This is a genomic window from Variovorax sp. PBL-E5 (assembly GCF_901827185.1).
In the GTDB taxonomy this organism is placed as follows: Bacteria; Pseudomonadota; Gammaproteobacteria; order Burkholderiales; family Burkholderiaceae_C; genus Variovorax.
This window is the reverse complement of record NZ_LR594671.1, coordinates 117,405-137,295: the sequence shown is the minus strand read 5'-3', so window position 1 is coordinate 137,295 and position 19,891 is coordinate 117,405. Positions and strand designations below refer to the sequence as shown.

The 19,891-nt window shown below is 67.6% G+C and carries 15 protein-coding genes and 1 pseudogene; 7 read left to right on the top strand and 9 right to left on the bottom strand.

The features are described from left to right. Nucleotides 1–45: 45 nt before the first annotated feature. The gene (locus WDLP6_RS00665) at nt 46–2,049 is read right to left on the bottom strand and encodes an acetoacetate--CoA ligase (protein ID WP_162590799.1); all 2,004 of its coding nucleotides are present in this window, start codon (nt 2,047–2,049) and stop codon (nt 46–48) included. A gap of 143 nt (nt 2,050–2,192) precedes the next feature. On the opposite strand from WDLP6_RS00665, the gene WDLP6_RS00660 reads away from it, so the two are divergent. The 3 genes from WDLP6_RS00660 (at nt 2,193) to WDLP6_RS00650 (ending at nt 4,533) form a co-directional block, all read left to right on the top strand. Next, nucleotides 2,193–2,852 carry a peroxiredoxin gene (locus tag WDLP6_RS00660; RefSeq protein ID WP_162590798.1) on the top strand — a complete coding sequence of 220 codons (660 nt, stop codon included), beginning with the start codon at nt 2,193–2,195 and terminating at the stop codon, nt 2,850–2,852. Between the two features lie 32 nt (nt 2,853–2,884). Next, a complete protein-coding gene (locus tag WDLP6_RS00655) occupies nt 2,885–3,925 on the top strand; it encodes an MBL fold metallo-hydrolase (protein WP_162590797.1) in 1,041 nt (346 codons plus the stop codon). 107 nt (nt 3,926–4,032) lie between these two features. Further along, nucleotides 4,033–4,533: a hypothetical protein gene (locus WDLP6_RS00650; protein ID WP_232076922.1), complete on the top strand. Its 501-nt coding sequence runs from the start codon at nt 4,033–4,035 to the stop codon at nt 4,531–4,533. 24 nt (nt 4,534–4,557) lie between these two features. Here the strand turns inward: WDLP6_RS00650 and WDLP6_RS00645 are convergent, their stop codons facing one another. The 5 genes and pseudogenes from WDLP6_RS00645 to sctV form a co-directional block, all read right to left on the bottom strand. Then, nucleotides 4,558–5,151 carry an RNA polymerase sigma factor gene (locus tag WDLP6_RS00645; RefSeq protein WP_232076921.1) on the bottom strand — a complete coding sequence of 198 codons (594 nt, stop codon included), beginning with the start codon at nt 5,149–5,151 and terminating at the stop codon, nt 4,558–4,560. A gap of 83 nt (nt 5,152–5,234) precedes the next feature. After that, nucleotides 5,235–5,543: an EscF/YscF/HrpA family type III secretion system needle major subunit gene (locus WDLP6_RS00640; protein WP_162590795.1), complete on the bottom strand. Its 309-nt coding sequence runs from the start codon at nt 5,541–5,543 to the stop codon at nt 5,235–5,237. After that, the gene (locus tag WDLP6_RS00635) at nt 5,531–5,782 is read right to left on the bottom strand and encodes an EscE/YscE/SsaE family type III secretion system needle protein co-chaperone (RefSeq protein WP_162590794.1); all 252 of its coding nucleotides are present in this window, start codon (nt 5,780–5,782) and stop codon (nt 5,531–5,533) included. Before WDLP6_RS00635 ends, WDLP6_RS00640 begins: the two co-directional genes overlap by 13 nt. 3 nt (nt 5,783–5,785) lie before the next feature. After that, nucleotides 5,786–7,138 (bottom strand): type III secretion system inner membrane ring subunit SctD, encoded by a 1,353-nt coding sequence (gene sctD / locus WDLP6_RS00630; protein ID WP_162590793.1) that lies wholly within the window; start codon nt 7,136–7,138, stop codon nt 5,786–5,788. A 25-nt stretch (nt 7,139–7,163) separates the two neighbouring features. Further along, a pseudogene (sctV, locus tag WDLP6_RS00625) lies at nt 7,164–8,915 on the bottom strand (type III secretion system export apparatus subunit SctV); the annotation flags it as partial. Between sctV and WDLP6_RS00620 the strand changes: the two are divergent. Continuing rightward, nucleotides 8,902–9,585, top strand: coding sequence for a sensor histidine kinase (locus tag WDLP6_RS00620; protein ID WP_162590792.1), 684 nt, complete (start codon nt 8,902–8,904; stop codon nt 9,583–9,585). The pseudogene sctV and the gene WDLP6_RS00620 sit on opposite strands and share 14 nt — an antisense overlap. A gap of 24 nt (nt 9,586–9,609) precedes the next feature. Here WDLP6_RS00620 and WDLP6_RS00615 read toward each other — a convergent pair whose 3' ends face one another. After that, a complete protein-coding gene (locus tag WDLP6_RS00615) occupies nt 9,610–10,383 on the bottom strand; it encodes a response regulator transcription factor (RefSeq protein WP_162590791.1) in 774 nt (257 codons plus the stop codon). Between the two features lie 253 nt (nt 10,384–10,636). Beyond that, complete coding sequence (locus tag WDLP6_RS00610; protein WP_232076920.1) at nt 10,637–11,830, bottom strand: MFS transporter; 1,194 nt, start codon at nt 11,828–11,830, stop codon at nt 10,637–10,639. Between the two features lie 180 nt (nt 11,831–12,010). Between WDLP6_RS00610 and WDLP6_RS00605 the strand changes: the two genes are divergently transcribed. From WDLP6_RS00605 to WDLP6_RS00595, 3 genes are all read left to right on the top strand, one after another. After that, nucleotides 12,011–12,781, top strand: a complete 771-nt coding sequence (locus WDLP6_RS00605; protein WP_162590789.1) for an AraC family transcriptional regulator — start codon at nt 12,011–12,013, stop codon at nt 12,779–12,781. A 188-nt stretch (nt 12,782–12,969) separates the two neighbouring features. Then, nucleotides 12,970–14,376 carry an MFS transporter gene (locus WDLP6_RS00600; protein WP_162590788.1) on the top strand — a complete coding sequence of 469 codons (1,407 nt, stop codon included), beginning with the start codon at nt 12,970–12,972 and terminating at the stop codon, nt 14,374–14,376. A gap of 180 nt (nt 14,377–14,556) precedes the next feature. Beyond that, nucleotides 14,557–15,759: an ammonium transporter gene (locus WDLP6_RS00595; protein WP_162565256.1), complete on the top strand. Its 1,203-nt coding sequence runs from the start codon at nt 14,557–14,559 to the stop codon at nt 15,757–15,759. A gap of 21 nt (nt 15,760–15,780) precedes the next feature. Here the strand turns inward: WDLP6_RS00595 and WDLP6_RS35340 are convergent, their stop codons facing one another. After that, nucleotides 15,781–19,866: an autotransporter outer membrane beta-barrel domain-containing protein gene (locus WDLP6_RS35340; protein WP_162590787.1), complete on the bottom strand. Its 4,086-nt coding sequence runs from the start codon at nt 19,864–19,866 to the stop codon at nt 15,781–15,783. Between the last annotated feature and the right edge of the window lie 25 nt (nt 19,867–19,891).

Below are 19,891 nucleotides of genomic sequence, written 5' to 3'. Positions count from 1 at the left end.
CGCGCACGGGAGGCAGGAGCCCGCGCAGGCCCGAGGCCCGGCGGACTACGCGCGGCGCGCAGCGAACGCGATGTACCAGTCGAGGCTGGCCGGATTCGCCATCGCCTCGCGGTTCACGACCTTCTCGATCGGCTGGCCGAGCAGCAGCTTCTTGATCGGCAGCTCCTGCTTCTTGCCCGAGAGCGTGCGCGGAATCTCGGCCACCTGGAAAATGTCGTTGGGCACGAAGCGCGGCGACAGCGAGGTCTTGATCGCGTCGTTGATCTTGCCGCGCATCGCGTCGTCCAGCGCGACGCCCTGGCGCAGCACGACGAACAGCGGCATGTAGCTGTCGCGGCCCAGGTACTCGAGATCGACCACCATCGAGTCGAGCACCTCGGGCAGGCCTTCGACGGCGCTGTAGATCTCGCTGGTGCCCATGCGCAGGCCCTGGCGGTTGATGGTGGCGTCGCTGCGGCCGTAGATGATGCAGCCGCCGTCCTCGCCGACCTTGAGCCAGTCGCCGTGGCGCCAGACGCCGGGGTAGGTGTCGAAGTAGCTGGAGAGATAGCGCGCGTTGCCCTCGTCGCCCCAGAAGTAGAGCGGCATCGACGGGATGGGCCGGGTGCAGACCAGTTCGCCGACCTCGCCGATCACCGGCCGGCCTTGCTCGTTCCAGGCCTCGACCGAGGCGCCGAGCTGGCGGCATTGCATCTGGCCCGGCACCTCGGGCAGTTCGCGGTTGCCGCCGACGAAGGCGCCGCAAAAATCCGTGCCGCCCGAAATGTTGCACCACCAGACTTCGCTCGCTGGCCGGGCCGCACGCAATTGCGCCGTGCCCCAGCGCTGCACGTCTTCGGGCAGGGGTGAGCCGGTGCTGCCGAGCGCACGCACGCGCGACAGGTCTCCGCAGGCCTCCAGGTCGAGACCGCTTTTCATGCAGTTCGCGAAGTAGGCCGCGCCGGCGCCGAAGAAGGTCACGCGGTGCCGCGCGACGAAGCGCCACAGCACGCCCCAGTCGGGCCTGTCCTTGCTGCCGGCCGGGTTGCCGTCGTAGAGGCAAATGGTCGCGCCGATGGCCAGGCCCGCGAGCTGGGAGTTCCACATCACCCAGCCGGTCGAGCTGTACCAGTGGTAGCGCTCGCCATGGTTGTTGGCCGTGTAGCTGGCACCGATGTCGTTGTGCAGCCCACAGGCATACATGTTGAGGATGACGCCGCCCTGCCCGTGCACGATCGGCTTGGGCAGGCCGGTGGTGCCGCTCGAATAGAGCACCCACATCGGATGGTCGAAAGGCAGCCATTCGGGTTCGAATGCGGCGGTCTCGGCATCTTTCTGCGCCACGGCCGCGACCCAGTCGATATCGGCGGCGACCGGCTCGGCGGCATGCGGCGTCTTCAGCAACACCAGCTTCCGGACGCTGGGCAGCGCCGCACGCAATTGCGCCAGCACGCCGCTGCGGTCGAGCGGCTTGCCGCCGTAGTGCACGCCGTCGGCCGCGATCAGCACCTTCGGCTCGATCTGTCGGAAGCGGTCCACCACCGCGGCGGTGCCCATGTCGGGCGCACACACGCTCCACACGGCGCCGATGCTCGAACAGGCGAGGAAGGCGATCATCGTTTCCGGCACGTTGGGCAGGTAGGCGGCCACGCGGTCGCCGCGCGCCACGCCCAGCCGGCGCAGCGTCAGCGCGAAGGCCGCGACCTGCCGCCGCAATTCGGGCCACGCGAGTTCGCGCACCTGGCCGAGCTCGTTCTCGCTGACGATGGCCGGCATGCCCGCCGCATGCGCCGCATTCGCGTGGCGCAGCACCTCGCGCGCATAGTTGACCTGGGCGCCCGGAAACCAGCGCGTGCCGGGCATGTGCGCGTCGGCCAGCACTGCATCGGCCGGCGTCGGCGACCGCATGCCGTTGTAGTCCCAGATGCTCTGCCAGAAAGCGGGCTGGTCGGTGACCGACCAGCGCCACAGCGCATCGTAGGAATCGAAGGCCAGGCCGCGCGTATCGCGCAGCCAGTCCTGGTAAAGGCGGATCAGGGGGATGAAGGCGGGAGCGGGCGTAGGTGTCACGCGCCCAGCGTAACGCCCCGCATTGCACTTTTTCAATCCGGGAAAATATTGTCCGGATGCGCGGATCGTGGTGTACTTTCCGGCTAGCTGCCGCGGCCGCTGGCATGCGGCGGATGTCCATCTTTCATCCTTAAGGAGCCACCATGTCCCTGCGCATCAACGATCTCGCACCCGACTTCACCGCCAACACGACCCAGGGACCGATCCGCTTCCACGAATGGATCGGCGACAAGTGGGCCATCCTGTTCTCGCATCCCAAGGACTTCACGCCGGTGTGCACCACCGAGCTGGGCTACATGGCGAAGATCGAGCCCGAATTCACCAAGCGCAACACCAAGCTGATCGGCCTGAGTGTCGACCCGGTCGATGCGCACGATCGCTGGGCCAAGGACATCGAGGAAACGCAGGGCTACCTGCCGAAGTACCCGATGATCGGCGACACCGACCTCGCGGTCGCCAAGCTCTACAACATGCTTCCGGCCGAGGAGCCGGGCAGCTCCGAGGGCCGCACCGCGGCCACCAACGCGACGGTGCGATCGGTCTTCGTCATCGGTCCCGACAAGCGCATCAAGCTGATGCTGACCTACCCGATGACCACCGGGCGCAACTTCGACGAGATCCTGCGCGTGGTCGATTCGATGCAGCTGACCGCGGCGCACAAGGTCGCGACGCCGGCCAACTGGAAGAACGGCGAGGACGTGATCATCGCCGGCTCGGTGTCGGACGAGGACGCCAAGAAGCTGTTCCCCGCGGGCTGGAAGTCGCCCAAGCCCTATCTGCGCGTGACCAAGCAGCCGGGCTGAGCCCCACCGGCGGCAGCCCACGGGAGCCACGCATGATCTTCGTGCAGATCGCAACCGGCGGCTGCCAGTCCTACCTCGTCGGCTGCGGCGAGACCCGCGCGGCCGCACTCATCGATCCGGAGCTCAGCCAGATCGACCACTACCTCGCGCTCGCTGCCCAGGAGGGCGTGCGCATCCGCTACCTGATCGACACGCACACGCATGCCGATCATTTCTCGGCGACCAAGGCACTGGCGCAGCAGATGAAGGTGCCGGTCGTCATGCACCGCGCGAGCCCGGCGCCCTTCGTCGACATGCGCCTGGGCGACGGCGAGATGGTGGTGCTGGGCAAGCTGCGGCTGCAGGTCATCCACACGCCGGGCCACACGGCCGATTCGATGTGCCTGCAGGTCGAAGACCGCCTCTTCACCGGCGACACCCTGCTGATCGGCGGCACCGGCCGCACCGACCTGCCGAGCGGCGACCCGGAGGCGCTCTACGACAGCCTGTTCAACCGCGTGCTGACGCTCGACCCCTCGCTCAAGGTCAATCCGGCGCACGACTACAAGGGACGCACGCACTCGACCATCGCGGACGAGATCGCGACGAACCCGCGGCTGCAGAAGCGCGAGCGCGAGGCCTTCGTCGAGATGATGCGCAGCCTCAGCCTGACCATGCCGACACACGTCACCGAGGCGCTGCGCACGAACATGAGCGGCGGCAAGACCGTGGCGCGATTGCTCGCCGAGGCGACGGCCGCCGTGCCTTTCATGTCGCTGGTCGAACTCAAGGCGCGCGTCGAGGCGCGGGAGGACAACCTGATCGTGCTCGACGTGCGCGAGCGCGATGCCTACGAGGCCGGCCACGTGCCCGGCGCGCGATTGCTGCCGCGCGGCCAGCTCGAACTGCGCGTCAACCAGGACCTGCCCGATCCCACGCGGCGCATCCTCACCTGCTGCGAGCTCGGCTACATCTCGACCCTGGCCGCATCGACCTTGCGCGACATGGGCTTCCTGCATGCGGTCGCGCTCGATGGCGGCATGAAGGCATGGCGCGAGGCGGGCTATCCGTTGAACACCGGCCGCGAGGCCTGAGCCGGCGAACTTCTTCGACGTGGGTGTTACTCATGTCGGCATCGGCGCGGCCGCACCTGGGCCCGCATTCGAGACAAGGCTTCGCTTCGCAGCTGCATCGGCACCTCATGATGACTTCTCTTCACAACTCCGCGGCCGCCCCTGCCGGGCCGGGCGTGGCGCGGCCGCCGCGCGCAGGGGCCGGATGGCCATCCGGCGCCACGACGCAGGCCTTGCTGGGCATGCTGTGCCCGGCGTTCGGCAGCGCGGTCGCGCATGCGGTGCTGCAGGCGCTCGGGCACGATCTTGGCAATCCGCGCGCACTCACGCGGCAGGAGATCGAGACCGTCGTTTCGGCGGCCGAGATCAGCCGCACCGCGATGTCCGGCCTGAGTTTTCTTTCGCGCATTCTGCTGTTGGCCGAGGGCGATAGCGCGGCGTTTCATGCCTGCGTCGCCGCCGCGGGCGTCGACCCGGAGACGCTGTCCGTCGACACCCGCGCGCGCATCGATGGCGCCTTCGCGCTCGAGATGGCGGCCGCCGGTTCCGACCGGCGCGGCGTGGACCTTCGGGCTGCACAGCCGCTGATGCAGCGAGCCATCGGCTCGGTGCTGTCGCGCACCTGGTGAGGAAACCCGCTGACGCATCTCTCGTCAGAAGAACGGCACGTCGACACCGGCCGCCGCGAGCCGTGCCCGCAACGCGGCACGCGCGCGGGACAGCCGGCTGCGAACCGTACCCACAGGCACCGACAGCATGGCCGCTGCGTCCTCATAGGCCGTTTCCTCGATCGCGACCAGTGTCAGCACTTCGCGCATTTCCCGCGGCAGCTCCGCCATCGATTCGGACAGTTGGCGCAGGGTCTGCTGCATCGACACGTTGTCTCCCGGGTCTCCATCGGGCGAGAACATGGTCTTGAGGCCTTCATCGGTTTCGAAGCGATACATCCGATGGGGCGCGCGGCTGAGGTAGTTGCGCACCAGGTTCATCGCGATGCCATAGAGCCAGGTCGACAGCTCGGACTCGCCGCGGAAGCGTTCGATGGTGCGGACCGCTTCGGCGAATGCCTGCTGCGCAATGTCCTCGGCGTCGTCGGGCTGGCCGATGTGCCGCATCACGAAGCGCTGCAAGCGCACGCGGTGCCGGTCCACCAATTGGCGGAACAGCTGGTCGGTGTCGGGCGCATCGGCGTCCTGCGCGGGCTCGAAGCCATCGCGCATTGCCACGTCCAGGGTGGGCGGTTTCATCGTCACCCTGAGGTACGCAGTACTTTGCGGGCAACTGGATCATTCCCGTGCAGCCGATCTGCGCCCTCGCGGTCGCGGCATGCTCACATCTTCTGGACGATGCTCTTCAACAGGTCCGAGAGTTCCTTCAGGAGGGCGGAGTAGATGGAACCGATGATCGTGAATTCTTCTTCGTCGAACTGCAACTGGGTCAGCTGCGCCACGCTCAAGGCCGTGCCGCCGCTCGCTGCCGCGAGGTCGGCCTTCACGGCAGCTTCTGCCGATGCGATGCCAGGGCCGACCGCATCGTTGATATCAGCCAGGGTAATGCCGCTTATTGCTGCCATGGTCGCTACCTCCAAGAATGGTGAAACAGGAAATCGGAAGGTCGGCGTGATGACTACGGACGCCATCGACCGACCGACGGTCCTTTGCGGATGGACAGTGTTCGCAAGGTACCGAGCGCAGCCTCGACCGCGCCCAGCGCGGCCTGGATCCGGTGGTATACCTCCGGTTCGTTGAGCTGCCTGCGTCTTGCCAGCAGCGTCGTCTGCAGATCCTGGAGCTGCGCGATCAGGCTCCGGCGCAGCTCGCCGTGCGGATCGGTGCTGAGACGCTCCTGGAGTTCGAGCATGAAGATGCGTTCGCCCATCGCCTACCTCGCGATCTGCCAGCGTTGCGCGCCATCGAAGACCACATCGGTGTCGCGGACCATGCTCAGCACATGGCCGTCGATCTCGCCGCCGCGATTCACGCGCACGCCCTGCCGGGTCACGATGTAGGGCGCGTCGCCGCCGACGATGGTGCGCACCTCGAGCATGGCCTTGGGCACGGCCGGGGTGAGCGTGGCATGCAGCGGCAGCACATCCCCATAGGCCTGGGTGAAAGCCCGGATCAAGGTCTCCCAGCGCGCCCGCTGCGTTTCGTCGACCGAGCCGGTCAAAGTCACCGTTGGCCATTCGCTGGTGAAGACCAGTTGCTGCCGCAGGCCCGCGGCATCGATGCGCCCCTTGAGATCGGCCAGCAGCTTCTCGGGCAGCATCACGTCGCTGATGTCGACGCTGCTCACGCCAGGCACGATCATCAGTGACAATTTCGCCGACTGCGCCGAGACTGCATGCCGAACGGCACCGCTCAGGCGCAACAGGCCCTTGCCGCCGTTCTCGATCGCCAGCACGCCGTCGGAGGCGTCCTCTTTGGCGTTCAGCACCTCGTTGGCCGCCTTGGTGATTTCTTCTTCCGAGAAGATCTTCAACGCCGGCACAGGCGTCAGATCCGCCAATCCGTCCATCAGCGTTTTCTTCTCGGTGCCGGTCGCCACGTAGCCGCTCACCAGCCACTGATCGTTCGCCTGCCGCGTGAGCGTCAATGCGTGTGCCGGATCCAGCGTGCGAAGCAGGCCGGTCAGCGCCTCGGGCGGCCCGCTGCCGGGCGCCGCCACGCTCGCAATCTCGGGCTGCGGCGCGGCGGCGCTCTCGCCGTCCAGGGCCCAGGCGAATGCGAGGCCGAGGAGTGCCAATGCGGCGATGCCCATCGCGATCAGACTGACCCCGCGCGCCCGCCGCAGCGCCGCTGGCGAAGACCGAAGTCCGCCAGCCGCAGGTGCGGTGGTGGCGCTCGATGCCGCCGTCGCGGCCTCGACCGGTGCGGAGGCCGCGTCCCTCATTGGCGCGACGGCCTGCGCATCGGGCCACGCAGCGTCGACACGATCGATGGCGATCGACACGCCGCCCAATTCGACCGGCATGCCGAGGGCAAGCACCAGTTCGTCGGCGATGGCGTTGCCCATCGCATCGCACACCGTGCCGTCCTGCGGCGCGATCCGCGCCTCTTCGTCCTGCACGACCAGCAATGCGTGCCGCTGCGCCATCCGCAGGCCGCTCAGCACGATGGCGCACTCGTCGGAACACCCGATGAGATAGTCGCCGGATGCGAGCTGCAGGCGGCTGCCGGCCTGGGGGCCGTACAGCACGCGCAGCTCGATGGGCGTCGTGCTGTCGGAAGTCATGGTCGGCTCTGGCACTGCCGTGTCCTCAGGCTTCGATCCGCGCCAAGGGCTGGATGTTGATGTCGGTCGTCAGCTCCTGGTAGGAGATGACGGGCAGCTCGTAGAGCTCCTGCTCGATCATCTTGCGCATGTAGCGCCGGATGTCCATCGAGGTCAGCAGCACCGGCCGCTGGCGGCCCGCCGACAGATCGCCGACGGTCTTCCTGATGTTCTCCACCAGCGTCTTCGACAGCTGGGCGTCGAGCGCCAGATAGGAACCGGCGGAGGTCTGCCGCACGGCGCCGCGCACGCTGTCCTCGACCGCCGGCGCCAGCAGGTAGGCGGGCAGGATGTTCTGTCCGCTCGAATGCTTGTGGCTGATGTGGCGCTTCAATGCCATGCGCACGTACTCGGTGAGCAGCACCGAATCCTTCTCCTTCTGGCCCCACTCGATGAGCGCCTCGCCCACCGCGCGCAGATTGCGGATCGATACTTCCTCGGACGCCAGCCGCTGCAGGATCTCGGCGATCTTGTGGATCGGCAGCACGCGCTGCAGCTCCTTGGCCAGCTCCGGAAAACGCCCTTCGAGGTTGGTGATCAACGCGCGCGTTTCCTGGATGCCGATGAAGTCGGCTGCGTACTTCTTGAGCACGAAGGCGATGTGGTAGCTCAGCACCTGCGTCGGCTCCATGAACGAGATGCCGGCGCGGCCGAGCGGGTCCTTCAGTTCGGCCGGCGTCCAGAGGGTCGGCATGTTGGGCAGGAACTTGCGATCGGTCTCGAAGGGGATCGACAGCGCGGTGAGGTTCTCCTCGGTTTCGCGCACCAGCAGGTAGCCGGCGCGCAGGCGTCCCTGCGAAACGGGAATCTCCGCCAGCAGGATCGAATAGGTCTCCGGCGGCAGGCGCGGGTTGTAGCGCAGCTGGATGCCGGGAAACACGATGCCGAGGTCGAAGTACAACGCGCGGCGGATCTTCATGAGCTCCTCGTTCAGCAGCTCGGCCGAGAACACGCTCTCGAGCGCATCGTTGACGTCCACCATCAGCGGCACGGTGAGCGTGAAGCCCTCGGTGTCGTCAGCCTTGGCGGCCGCCGCGGCGGCGCTGGCTGCCTTCGACTGCGCCGCGGCTTCCATCGCCGAGACCGTCGTCACGCGCCCCGTCTTGGCATCGACCTGCTGGCGCTCGCCGCGGATCAGCGTGTAGCCCACGGTGCCGACGAGGAATGCCAGCACCAGGAACGGAATGGCGGGCATCCCCGGAATGAGCGCGAAGCCGACCATGACGGCCATGCCGATCATCAGCGCCTTGGGCTGCGACAGCAGCTGCGTGCCGATGTCCTTGCCGACGTTGGAGGGGCCGCCATCGGCACTGGTGACGCGGGTCACGATCATGCCGGCGCAGATCGAGATGAAGAGCGCGGGAATCTGCGCGATGAGGCCGTCCCCGATCGTGAGGATCGAATAGACCTCGACGGCTTTGCCGATGTTCATGTTGCGCTGCATCGTGCCGATCAGGATGCCGCCCAGCAGGTTCACCGCCACGATGATCAGCCCCGCGATGGCGTCGCCCTTGACGAACTTCATCGCGCCGTCCATCGAGCCGTAGAGCTGGCTCTCCTTCTCGACCAGTCCGCGCCGGCGGCGCGCCTCGTCCATGTCGATCACGCCGGCGCGCATGTCGCCGTCGATCGACATCTGCTTGCCCGGCATCGCATCGAGCGAGAAGCGCGCGCCGACCTCGGCCACGCGCTCGGCGCCCTTGGTGATGACCACGAACTGAACGATGGTCAGGATCAGGATTCTGAGCCTTCTGGGCCTTTATTCGGAGAAGGCCGCGAACGTCGACATCCAGGAGGTGATGGAGGGCATCGGCGGCGAGGCGCGGCGCACGATCCACCTGGCGGAAAGTTTCATGGACATGGTGGAAGCGGAGTCGGGCGTCTATCGGTATGCATTGACTTTCGCGGGTGCGGCGGTGCTCGATGCGGTGGATGCCACATGGGCCTCGGCCAGCGCGCGCGGCGTGACCATCACGCCGCGGCTTGGCGCCGCGGACTGCACGATCTCGGCGGACGCTTCGCTGCTGACGCGCGCCTTCGTCAACCTGCTGAACAACGCGATCCGCTACAGCGAAAGCGGCAGCAGCATTCATGTGTGCCTGGAAGCGAACGACGAGCCGGGCAAGGTCGGTGGCGAGGTACTGATCTCGATCCGCGACGAAGGCGCGGGAATGAACGCGGGCCAGGTCGCCGGCCTGATGGACAGCGGCCTGCGCCGCAAATGGAATTCGACGCCGTCGGCGCGCGACGCGGGGCACGGCTGGGGGATCGGCATGACGATCGTGCATGCCGTCGTGGCGCATCACGGCGGCTGGATCGACGTCATGAGCGCGCCGGCCGCGGGGACGACTTTCGTGATCGGCCTTCCGATGGCGACGGACGATGTGCAGCCCGATGACGACGGCTGATCGATCTGCCCTTGTCGGGCTGCCTCAGGGGCACATGACATCGGCAACGTGATGGGCACCGACACCGTCGCGGCGAGATGGCACGAAGCGCGGCGGGTCGGCGACTTCGACGGGGCGCGCGTGTACCGCGTCGAGCAGGTAGCCGCGCCGATACACGTTGCGCAGGACGTAGCCGTTGGCGGGCTCGAGTTGCAGACGGTTGCGCAGGACCGACAGATGGGTGTCCACGGTTCGGGACTGGCCGTCGCCGGCCGTCGGCCAGACGGCGGCGCGCAGGTGATCGCGCGAGAAGAGCTGGCCCGGGCGATTGAAGAAGAAGGTGGCCAGCGCGAACATCTTGGGATTGAGCTTGATGGGAACGCCGTGGAGTTCGACGGTCGACTCCAGCGGCAGGAAGCGGTAGGGGCCGAACACCGCCTGGTTCTCCGGACAGGTCCGGTAGGTGCGCCGCAGAACGGCGTGCACGCGGGCCCTGAGTTCCTTCGAGGTGTAGGGTCTGACGATGAACTCGCTCAGCGGCGATTCGAAGGCCGGGCCCATGAGCGCCACGTTCGATGGGCTCACCGCAACCAGCACCGGCGCATCGCGATCGGCGGCGCGGACGGCATCGACGCATGCGGACGGCGACGCCTGTTCGGCGCCCATGACGAACACCACCATGCCGATCCGACGGCATTCGGCGGCCGATCGCAGCGCCTGCGGCGTCGAGAACACCGTGGGCTGATGACCGAGCGCTTCCACACTGGCGCGTGCGCGATCCACGAGAGCGCGATGGCGGCCGACGATTGCGATTTCCATATGCTCACTCTTTGAGGTACGCTGGCGCAGGCCGGCGAAAGCGAGGCGACTGATGCGTCGGCGTGCCCCTTGCCGAATGCCCGCGGCACCCTGGAGAAGGCCGCATGCACACGCGACAATGTGCGATAAATGCGCAGGAACAATCTGAACAATTGTTTCAAAGGGGCGTAGCGCGTGGTACTTTTTCGCTGCCCGAGCGAGTGCTCGGCGACAGGGTGTGCGACCGGCCGCCGATACCGAGAGCGCGCGTCCGTCAGGTCATCGCGAAGCGGCGCGGCCGCTCGACGCTCGGCAGCAGCGCCGCGACGATGCCGAGCAGCGGCAAGTAGGCGATGACGCGGTAGACGAAGTCGATGCTGGTGTGATCGGCCAGGAGGCCCAGCAGTGCAGCGCCCAGGCCGCCCATGCCGAACGCGAAACCGAAGAACAGGCCCGAGACCATCCCGACCTTGCCCGGCATCAGTTCCTGCGCATAGACGAGGATCGCGGAGAACGCCGAGGACAGGATCAGCCCGATGATGATCGTCAGCGTCGTGGTCCAGAACAGATCGGCGTGCGGCAGCAGCAGCGCGAAGGGCGCGACGCCGAGGATCGATGCCCAGATCACGGGCTTGCGGCCGATGCGGTCGCCGACCGGTCCGCCCACCAGCGTACCGAGCGCGGAGGCGAACAGAAACACGAACAGATAGACCTGCGCGCTCTGGACCGACACGCCGAACTTGTCCATCAGGTAGAAGGTGTAGAAGCTGCTGATGCCGGCGATGTAGAAATACTTCGAGAAGATCAGCAGCAGCAGCACGCCGATGGCACCGATCACCTTGCCGCGCGGCAGCGGCGGTGCGGCCGCACGTTGTGCCGGGCGCGCCTTGGCGGCCGCCTGCTGGACCGCATACCACTTGCTGACCTGCGTCAACAGCAGGATGCCGACCAGCGCGGCCAGCCCGAACCATGCCACGCTGTGCTGACCGAACGGCACGATGATCGCCGCCGCGACCAGCGGCCCGAGCGCGCTGCCGGTATTGCCGCCCACCTGGAACAGCGACTGCGCCAGCCCATGCCGACCGCCGGAAGCCATGCGCGCAACCCGCGACGATTCCGGATGGAAGATCGACGAGCCGGTGCCGACGAACGCCGCAGCGAGCAGCACGATCGCGAAGCTCGGTGCGAAGGCCAGCAGGATCAGCCCGATCAGCGTGAAGCTCATGCCGACCGGCAGCGAATAGGGCGTCGAACGGCGATCGGTGTAGAGGCCGACCATCGGCTGGAACAGCGAGGCGGTCAACTGGTAGGTGAGCGTGATCAGTCCGATCTGGCCGAAGCTCAGGTGGAAGTCGCCCTTCAGGATGGGATAGATCGCCAGGATCAGCGACTGCATCATGTCGTTGATCATGTGCGAGGCGCTGATCGCGCCGAGCACGCCGAACGAGGCGCCCGGACGGTCCGTCATGGGGGTCAGGCGAGCGGTGGAAGAGGCAGCAGTCGATGACATGGGCTGGGCGCGGTCGCTGCCGCGCGCGTTCGTTGAGACAGGACGAAGGCTGGATGTTAGAGATAGGATGTTTGCCTGTCTCGCGCCCTTCGGGCCTCGATCTTCGCGAAAAGGACATCTACCTCCTCCGGCATCGCCATGACCCCGACCCCGCACTTTCTTGCCGAGTTCCGGCGCAGCGGCATGCCGGTGACCAGCCGGGCGATCGACTACCCGGCCGGCCACGTGATCGACAGCCATGCGCATGCCGAAAACCAGCTGATCTACGCGGTGCACGGCGTGATGATGGTGGCCGCCGAGGGCGGCCAATGGATCGTGCCGCCAACGCGAGGCATCTGGATGCCGGCCGAACTGACGCATCGGATCCGCTGCATCGGCGTGGTTCACATGCGCAGCATCTACGTGCGCCCGGACGCCGCGCCGCAGCTGCCGCGGCGCTCGCAGGCGGTGGGCATCTCGCCCCTGCTGCGCGAGCTGATCCTGGCCGCGACCGAGGTCGAACAACCGTATGCCGACAATTCGCGCGCGGGACGCCTGATGCGGCTGTTGCTGGACGAACTGCAAGCGCTGCCCGTGCTGCCGCTGCACCTGCCGCAACCGGCGGATCCGCGGCTTCGGCGCATCTGCGCGCGGCTGCTCGAACGGCCGGGCGACGTGTCCACGCTGAGCCATTGGGCGCGGCTTCTCGCGGTCGACGTCAAGACCATCCAGCGCCTCTTCACGCGCGAGACCGGCATGACCTTCGGTCAATGGCGCCAGCAGGCGCGCCTGCTGCGCGCGCTGGAACGGCTGGCGACCGGCGAGAAAGTCGTCGATATCGCGCTGGCGCTCGGCTACGACAGCCCCAGCGCCTTCGCGACGATGTTCAAGCGGCAATTCGGGCAGACGCCGAGCGCGTTCTTCCGCTGAACACTCGCCCGCCCTAGGTTTTACCCGTATTCCGCGCGCATGGTGAACGTTGCCGATCGATGATCGATCGGCGGTGGGTCCCGCGGCGTTGTGGGGAAGGCTGCGTCGTTCGTACAGTGGCGCCGCGGGTCCGGGGACAAGCGTGACTTGCACATCCGCTATCCGATTCATCCACCACGGAGACAACCATGGCCAACACCGAGAAACACGAGCGCGCCAATCCCCAGTCGAAAAAGGCCGCCGCCAGCGGCTGGATCGGCTCGGCGCTCGAGTACTACGACTTCTTCATCTACGCGACGGCAGCGTCGCTGATCTTTCCCCAGATCTTCTTTCCTTCGGGGAACCCGCGGATCGCCATCATCGCGTCGCTCGCGACCTATGGCGTCGGCTACGTCGCGCGGCCCATCGGCGCCTTCGTGCTCGGGCACATGGGCGACACCCATGGCCGCAAGCAGGTCCTGATCGTCTGCATGTTCCTCATGGGCTTCTCGACGATGGCGGTCGGGCTCCTGCCGACGTACCAGCAGGTCGGGCTGTGGGCGCCGGCGCTGCTGGTCGCGCTGCGGCTGATCCAGGGCTTCGCGGTGGCCGGCGAGATTTCCGGTGCCAGCTCGATGATCCTGGAGCACGCGCCCTTCGGCCGGCGCGGCTTCTTCGCCAGCTTCACGCTGCAGGGCGTGCAGGCCGGGCAGATCCTGGCCGCGGCGGTCTTCCTGCCGCTGGCGCACTTCATGCCCGAGGACACCTTCAACAGCTGGGGCTGGCGCATTCCCTTCCTGCTCAGCTTCGTGGTCATCGTGGCGGGCTACATCATCCGCCGCGAGGTCGAGGAGACGCCCGCCTTTGCCGAAGAAGGCCAGCACGGCGAACTGCCCAAGGCGCCGATCATCCAGGCCTTCCAGCTCAGCTGGCGGGACATGATCCGCGTCGTCTGCATGTCGCTGATGAACGTGATCCCCGTGGTGGCCACGGTGTTCGGTGCGGCCTACGCGGTGCAGCCGGCCTACGGCATCGGCTTCCAGAAGGACATCTACCTGTGGATTCCGGTGCTGGGCAACATCCTGGCGGTGCTGGTCATTCCCTATGTGGGCAACCTCTCGGACCGTATCGGCCGCAAGCCGCCGATCGTCGTCGGCGCGCTCGGTGCGGGGCTGCTGTCGTTCCTGTATCTCTACGCGATCAGCATCCACAACGTACCGCTGGCGATTGTCGCATCGCTGCTCATGTGGGGCATCGTCTACCAGGGCTACAACGCCGTCTTCCCGAGCTTCTACCCCGAACTGTTCCGCACGCGCACCCGGGTCTCGGCCATGGCGATCTCGCAGAACATCGGCACGACCATCACCGCGCTGCTGCCGGCACTCTTCGCCACCGTGGCGCCTCCGGGCTCGACCAACGTGCCGCTCACCATCGGCGCGATCACGCTGGGCGTGACGGTCATCTCGGCGATCGCCGCCTTCACTGCGCGGGAGACCTACCGGGTTCATCTGAACGACCTCGGACAATCGGGCGCAGCGCCCGTCGACAAGCTGGAATACGACCGACTGCGGGCGCAAGCCATGGCCGACGCGAGGCTGGCCAAGGCCGGCGTCTGAGCAGCGGGGCGATCGGAGGATCGCCTCTCGCCCCGACGGCGCGTGCTTTTTCGGTGCGCGACGCCATGGTCCCAGGCAATCGGCACCAGGATCGCGCTCCACGGGCACCATTTTTGCTTGCGATTGGTACGCGTCCGTGCAAGGCGGACGAAGCGCACCAACTCAAGACAAAAACTCCCCATGGACGCACTCAATCAGGGCGCAAACGCGCTGTTCATTCTTCTCGGCGCCATCATGGTGTTGGCCATGCACGCGGGCTTCGCCTTCCTCGAACTGGGCACCGTGCGCAAGAAGAACCAGGTCAATGCGCTGGTCAAGATCCTGGTCGACTTCTCGGTTTCGACCATCGTGTATTTCCTCGTCGGCTACGGCATCGCCTACGGCACGCACTTCTTCGTCGGCGCCGATCGGCTCGCGCTCCAGAGCGGCTACGGGCTGGTGAAATTCTTCTTCCTTCTCACCTTCGCGGCCGCCATCCCGGCCATCATTTCGGGCGGCATTGCCGAGCGCGCCAAGTTCTGGCCGCAGCTCATCGCCACCGCGGTGATCGTCGGCTTCGTCTACCCGCTGTACGAAGGCATCGCATGGAACGGGGCCTTCGGCATCCAGGGCTGGATCGCGTCGCTCACCGGCAGTCCGTTCCACGACTTCGCAGGCTCGGTGGTCGTGCATGCGGTCGGCGGCTGGCTGGCGCTGCCGGCCGTGCTGCTCCTGGGCGCGCGCCGCAACCGCTACCGCGGCGACGGCTCGCTGAGCGCGCATCCACCATCGAACATTCCCTTTCTCGCACTCGGTGCATGGGTGTTGTGTGTCGGCTGGTTCGGCTTCAACGTGATGAGCGCACAGACCATCGACAAGATCTCCGGTCTGGTCGCGGTGAACTCGCTGATGGCGATGGTGGGCGGCACGCTGGTGGCGCTGGCGCTCGGCAGGAACGATCCGGGCTTCGTCTACAACGGGCCGCTGGCCGGGCTGGTGGCCGTGTGCGCCGGTTCCGACCTGATGCATCCGCTCGGCGCGCTGGTGGTGGGCGGCGTGGCGGGCGCGATCTTCGTTCTCATGTTCACGCTGGTGCAGAACAAGTGGAAGGTCGACGACGTGCTCGGCGTCTGGCCGCTGCATGGCCTGTGCGGCACCTGGGGCGGCATCGCGGCGGGCATCTTCGGCAGCAAGGCGCTGGGCGGGATCGGCGGCGTGAGCCTGCTGGCGCAATGTATCGGCGTCGCGCTCGGCGTGGCCTGGGCCCTGGTGGCCGGCGCCGCGGTCTATGGCACGCTCAAGGCGACGATGGGCCTGCGCCTGACGCAGGAAGAGGAGTACGACGGCGCGGACCTGTCGATCCATCACATCACGGCGACGCCGGAGCGCGAGGCGAACTGGTGATTCGCCAGGCCGCGGCGCGTCTTACCAGCGCACCCTGAGCCCGAGCGAAGCGCCGATCGAACTGCTCACGCGCGCCTGCCCGCCCGAGGCCCACAGCCTGCCGAGCTCGCCGTAGAGGCTGGTGCTGTCGTTGAGCGCGAGCGTGAAGCCCCCAGCCAACTCGGCGGCGGTGCTGCCCGTGCGGCTGGCGATGAACGTCGTCGCTGCCGGCGTGACGAAGCTTGCGACATCGCTGCCGCCCGAGGCCCGGTACAGGTTCAGCCGCGCATAGGGCTGCAGCCTGCCCGCCGCGGTGGCGATGTCGCCCTTCACGCGCACGCCGCCGCGCACGAGCCAACCGCTGCCAGCCTCCTGGCGCACCAGCGCCGAGGCGATGTTGGCGTCGTCCAGCGCAAGGTGCTGATGCACGAGTTGCAGCTGCGACTCGATCTGCCAGCCCTCACCCAGCACGAAGGCCTGGCCCACTTCGAACGAGGCGCTCAGGCTGGTGGCCTTGCCGTGGAGAGGCAGCCTGTCCAGGGCCTGCATGTCGTAGTGATGGCGCCCGGCCTGCAGCACGGCATCGGCGTAGAAGCCGCTGTCATTCGTCCAGGTGACGTAGCCACCGAGGTACTGGCTGTGCAGGCTGTTGCTGCCGACGGCGAGGCTGGGCTGGCCGAGCGCGAAGCCGTGGACGCTCATGCTGCCGTCGAGCTGACCGACGTACAGGCCTGCGTGCCAAGGGGTGTCGGCCAGCAGGTCGGTACCAGCCTGTACGCCCGTCAGGCGTCCGCCGCTGTGAGGACTAACGGTGCCGTCCTGGCGGATGTCCCGGCGGGTATCGAGGACGCGTGCCCAGGCGCGGCGGTTGCCGGTGGACGAAGGGGTGTCGGGGGCGCTTCCCTGCAGGCCGGCCGTGGCTGCGGCTTGCACGTCGTCGTCGCCGATGCGCTGATGCAGATTGCCGAGCATCGCGAGGTCGCCCTGGCGCAGTTGCTCGGGCAGCGCAGCGAAGAGCGGGACTTCGGCGCGGTAGCTCGGCACTTGCAGGGGTGGAGGTGGAGGTGGAGGTGGCGGCGCCTGTGGCGCCGGTGGTGCCGGTGGTGCCGGTGGTGCGGGTGGTGCCGGTGCCGGTGCCGGTGCCGGTGCCGGTGCCGGCGGCGGCAGTGTGCTGGTGGAGCGCAGGTACCAGTTCTCTCCCGCGCCCGCGGCGTCGCCGGGCTGCAGGGTGTAGGCGTAGGCGCCCGCATCCACATGGCCGCCCTGCAGCGCGAAGGCGTCCTTGGTGCCTTGTGCGGTGGTGGTGGCGCCGTTGAGGGCGCCGATGAGTTCGATGCCATTGCCACTGGTGAGCGCGCCCAGGCCCATGGTGTTGACGACTTGCACGGTGGTGTGGCCGCTGGCGCTGGCGCCGGGGCCGTTGAGCACGAGGCGGTCGCTGGCACTGGCGCTGTCGCCCAGGGTGGTGGCCAGGCGCAGGATGCCGCTGTTGCCGACGTAGGCACCGGTGACGGTGAGCGTGGTGCCGGGCGCTGTGCCGGCCAGGGAGACGGTGCCGGCATTGGTCAGACTTGCGAGGGTCTGGTCGAAGCCGGCCAGGTCGAGCGTGGCGCCGGCGGCGATGGTGTGTGCGGAGGCGGCGCTGAGGGAATTGACGGCACCTGCGCGCAAGGTGCCTTCAGAGACGATGGTGGCACCCGTGTAGGTGTTGGTGCCGCCGAGGACCAAGGTGCCGCTGCCGATCTTGCCGAGGTCGCCCGTGCCGGTGATGCCGCCGGCGAGCGTGGCGGTGAAGGCGCCGGTGTCGATGGTGGGGTCGCCCGCGCCGGTGAAGGCGATGGGGTTGGTGAGCGTGAGATTGTCGGCAGCGAAAGCGAGCGTCGTGCCGGGGTCCATGGCCAGGGAGCCGGTGCCCAGGGCGGTGCTGTTGCCCAACGCAAGTTGGCCTGTGTGCAGGGCGGTGCCGCCTGTGTAGCTGTTGCCGCTGGGGCTCGCGAGTGTCAGAGTGCCGCCACCGGTCTTGACGAGAATGCCGTTGCCGCTGATCGCGCCTTGCTGCGTCAGGGTCATGCCCGGGTCCGTGTCGAACGTGCCCGATCCGTTGAGGATCGTGGCCCGGTTCATCGTGAGGTTGCTCGTGGTCTGCAGCGTGCCGCCGTTGAAGCTGAGGCCGCCTGTGGGATCGCCCAGGTTCACGTTGCTGGATACGGAGACCACGCCGCCATTGAAGCTCGTGCCGCCCCTGTAGGTGTTGGGGCCCCCGAGGGTCAGCGTGCCGGCACCGGTTTTGGTGAGGGTGCCGTTGCCCGAGATCGGATTGGAGAAGGTGGCATCGCTGGGTTGATCGATGACGAGAACGGCGTTGTCGGTGATCGGACCGGTAGCAAAGCTCGCGGCGCTGCCGGCGAGCGTGCCGTCGATGATGATGGTGCCGCCCGTATAGCCATTGGCACCCAACAGCGTGAACATGCCCGTGCCGACCTTGATCAACGACCCACCGGCGCCCGAGATCGCGCCCGTGTAAGTCGTGCTCGTGTTGTCGCCGACCGTCAGCGTGGCCGTGCCAAGATTCACGCTGCCGGCACCAGCGAGCGAGCCGAGTGTCTGGCTGAAGTTGTGGAGGTCGAGCGCGGCACCCGCTGCCACGGTGAACCGGCTGCCCGACGCGAACGTGTTCGCCGCGCCGGCCTGCAGCGTGCCCGCGTTGACGTTCGTCGGGCCGGTGTAGCTGCTCGCGCCGGACAAAGTGAGCGTGCCGATGCCGGTCTTGGCGAGGGCACCCGGCCCTGAGATGACGCCGGTGGACGCGAGGTCGGCGTCGGTCTGGAAGGTACCCCCGCCATTCCCAAGGGTGACGGCACGCGCGGTCGTAAAGCTCGCGGTGGTCTGGAGCGTGCCGCCATCGAGGGTCAGGCCACCCGAGGTTGCGCCGAGATTGGCGTCGGAAGAAACAACCAGCGTGCCGGCACGGATGGCGGTCCCGCCGCTGTAGGTGTTGACGCCATCGAGCGTGAGTGCTCCGGGGCCTTGCTGAACAACCGAACCCGTGCCGGTGATCACATTCGCCAGATCGACCGCGATGGCCTGATTGAAGGTCAGGCTCCCACTGACGCCGATGTTCCCGATCAATGCCCAGCCGGACTGCAGAGTCAGCACGTTGCTGCCGCCGGTGAATGCGATGGCATTGGCGCGCGTGACGCCATCGGCCGCCAGGCCGCCCTCGATCGTTCCGCCGTTGACCACCGTCAGGCCAGCCCCGGAAACGCCCGCTCCTCCATGGCCGCCCGCGCCGGCCCTGCCGCCATCGCCAGGGCCGTCTCCGGTTCCGCCCACACCGCCTTTTCCGCCCTGGCCTCCCGTGATGCTGCTGTTGCTGGCGTTCGTCAAGGTCGCGCCCGACGCCGTGATGCCGACGCCCGTGCCGCCATCACCGCCGCTCCCGCCATTGCCGCCTATACCTTCGCCGTTTCCATCGCCCATGCCCACGCCCCCGCGGCCACCATCGCCCCCGGTGCCCCCGCTGATGGTGGATCGATTGACGAACTGCGCCGCCGCCGTCCCCAGCAGGCCGATGCCGCCACCACCGCCGCCGCCGCCGCCGGCTCCGCCGTTGAAGCCGCTCGCACCACCATTGCCGCCGGCTTGACCATTGCCACCCATCGACGATGCAGAGACTTCGAGCGGTCCTGCGCTCGTCTGACCATTGGCCCCACCATTGCCGCCACCGCCACCGCCACCGCCGTCTCCTTCGGTCCCGTCACTGCTGGCTCCGTTCTGGCCTGCCGCTCCGCCGGCACGGCCACCGGCACCCGAGCCGCCCGTTCCCCCGACAGTTGCCCCGGAACCGCCTCCGCCCCCGCCCCCGCCTCCGGCGCCGAAGCTTTGTCCGACGCCATCGCCTCCGTCCTGTCCGTCAGTGCCGCCTGCGCCACTTCGAAAGCCTCCGCCATTGCCGCCGGCGGCGTGGGCGATGGGCAGACCAAGGCACGACAGCGCGGCCATCAAGACGCACGTCCACGCCGTGCTCGAAGCGCTGCACGTTCGCTTGCCTCGCCCGGGCGTGTTTTCGGGGGCGGCAACCCAGGCACCGAGCGCGGCGTTCCAGAGACTGCGGTGGATCTTGTTCATGGCGGAACTCCCTGTTTGCTCTTCG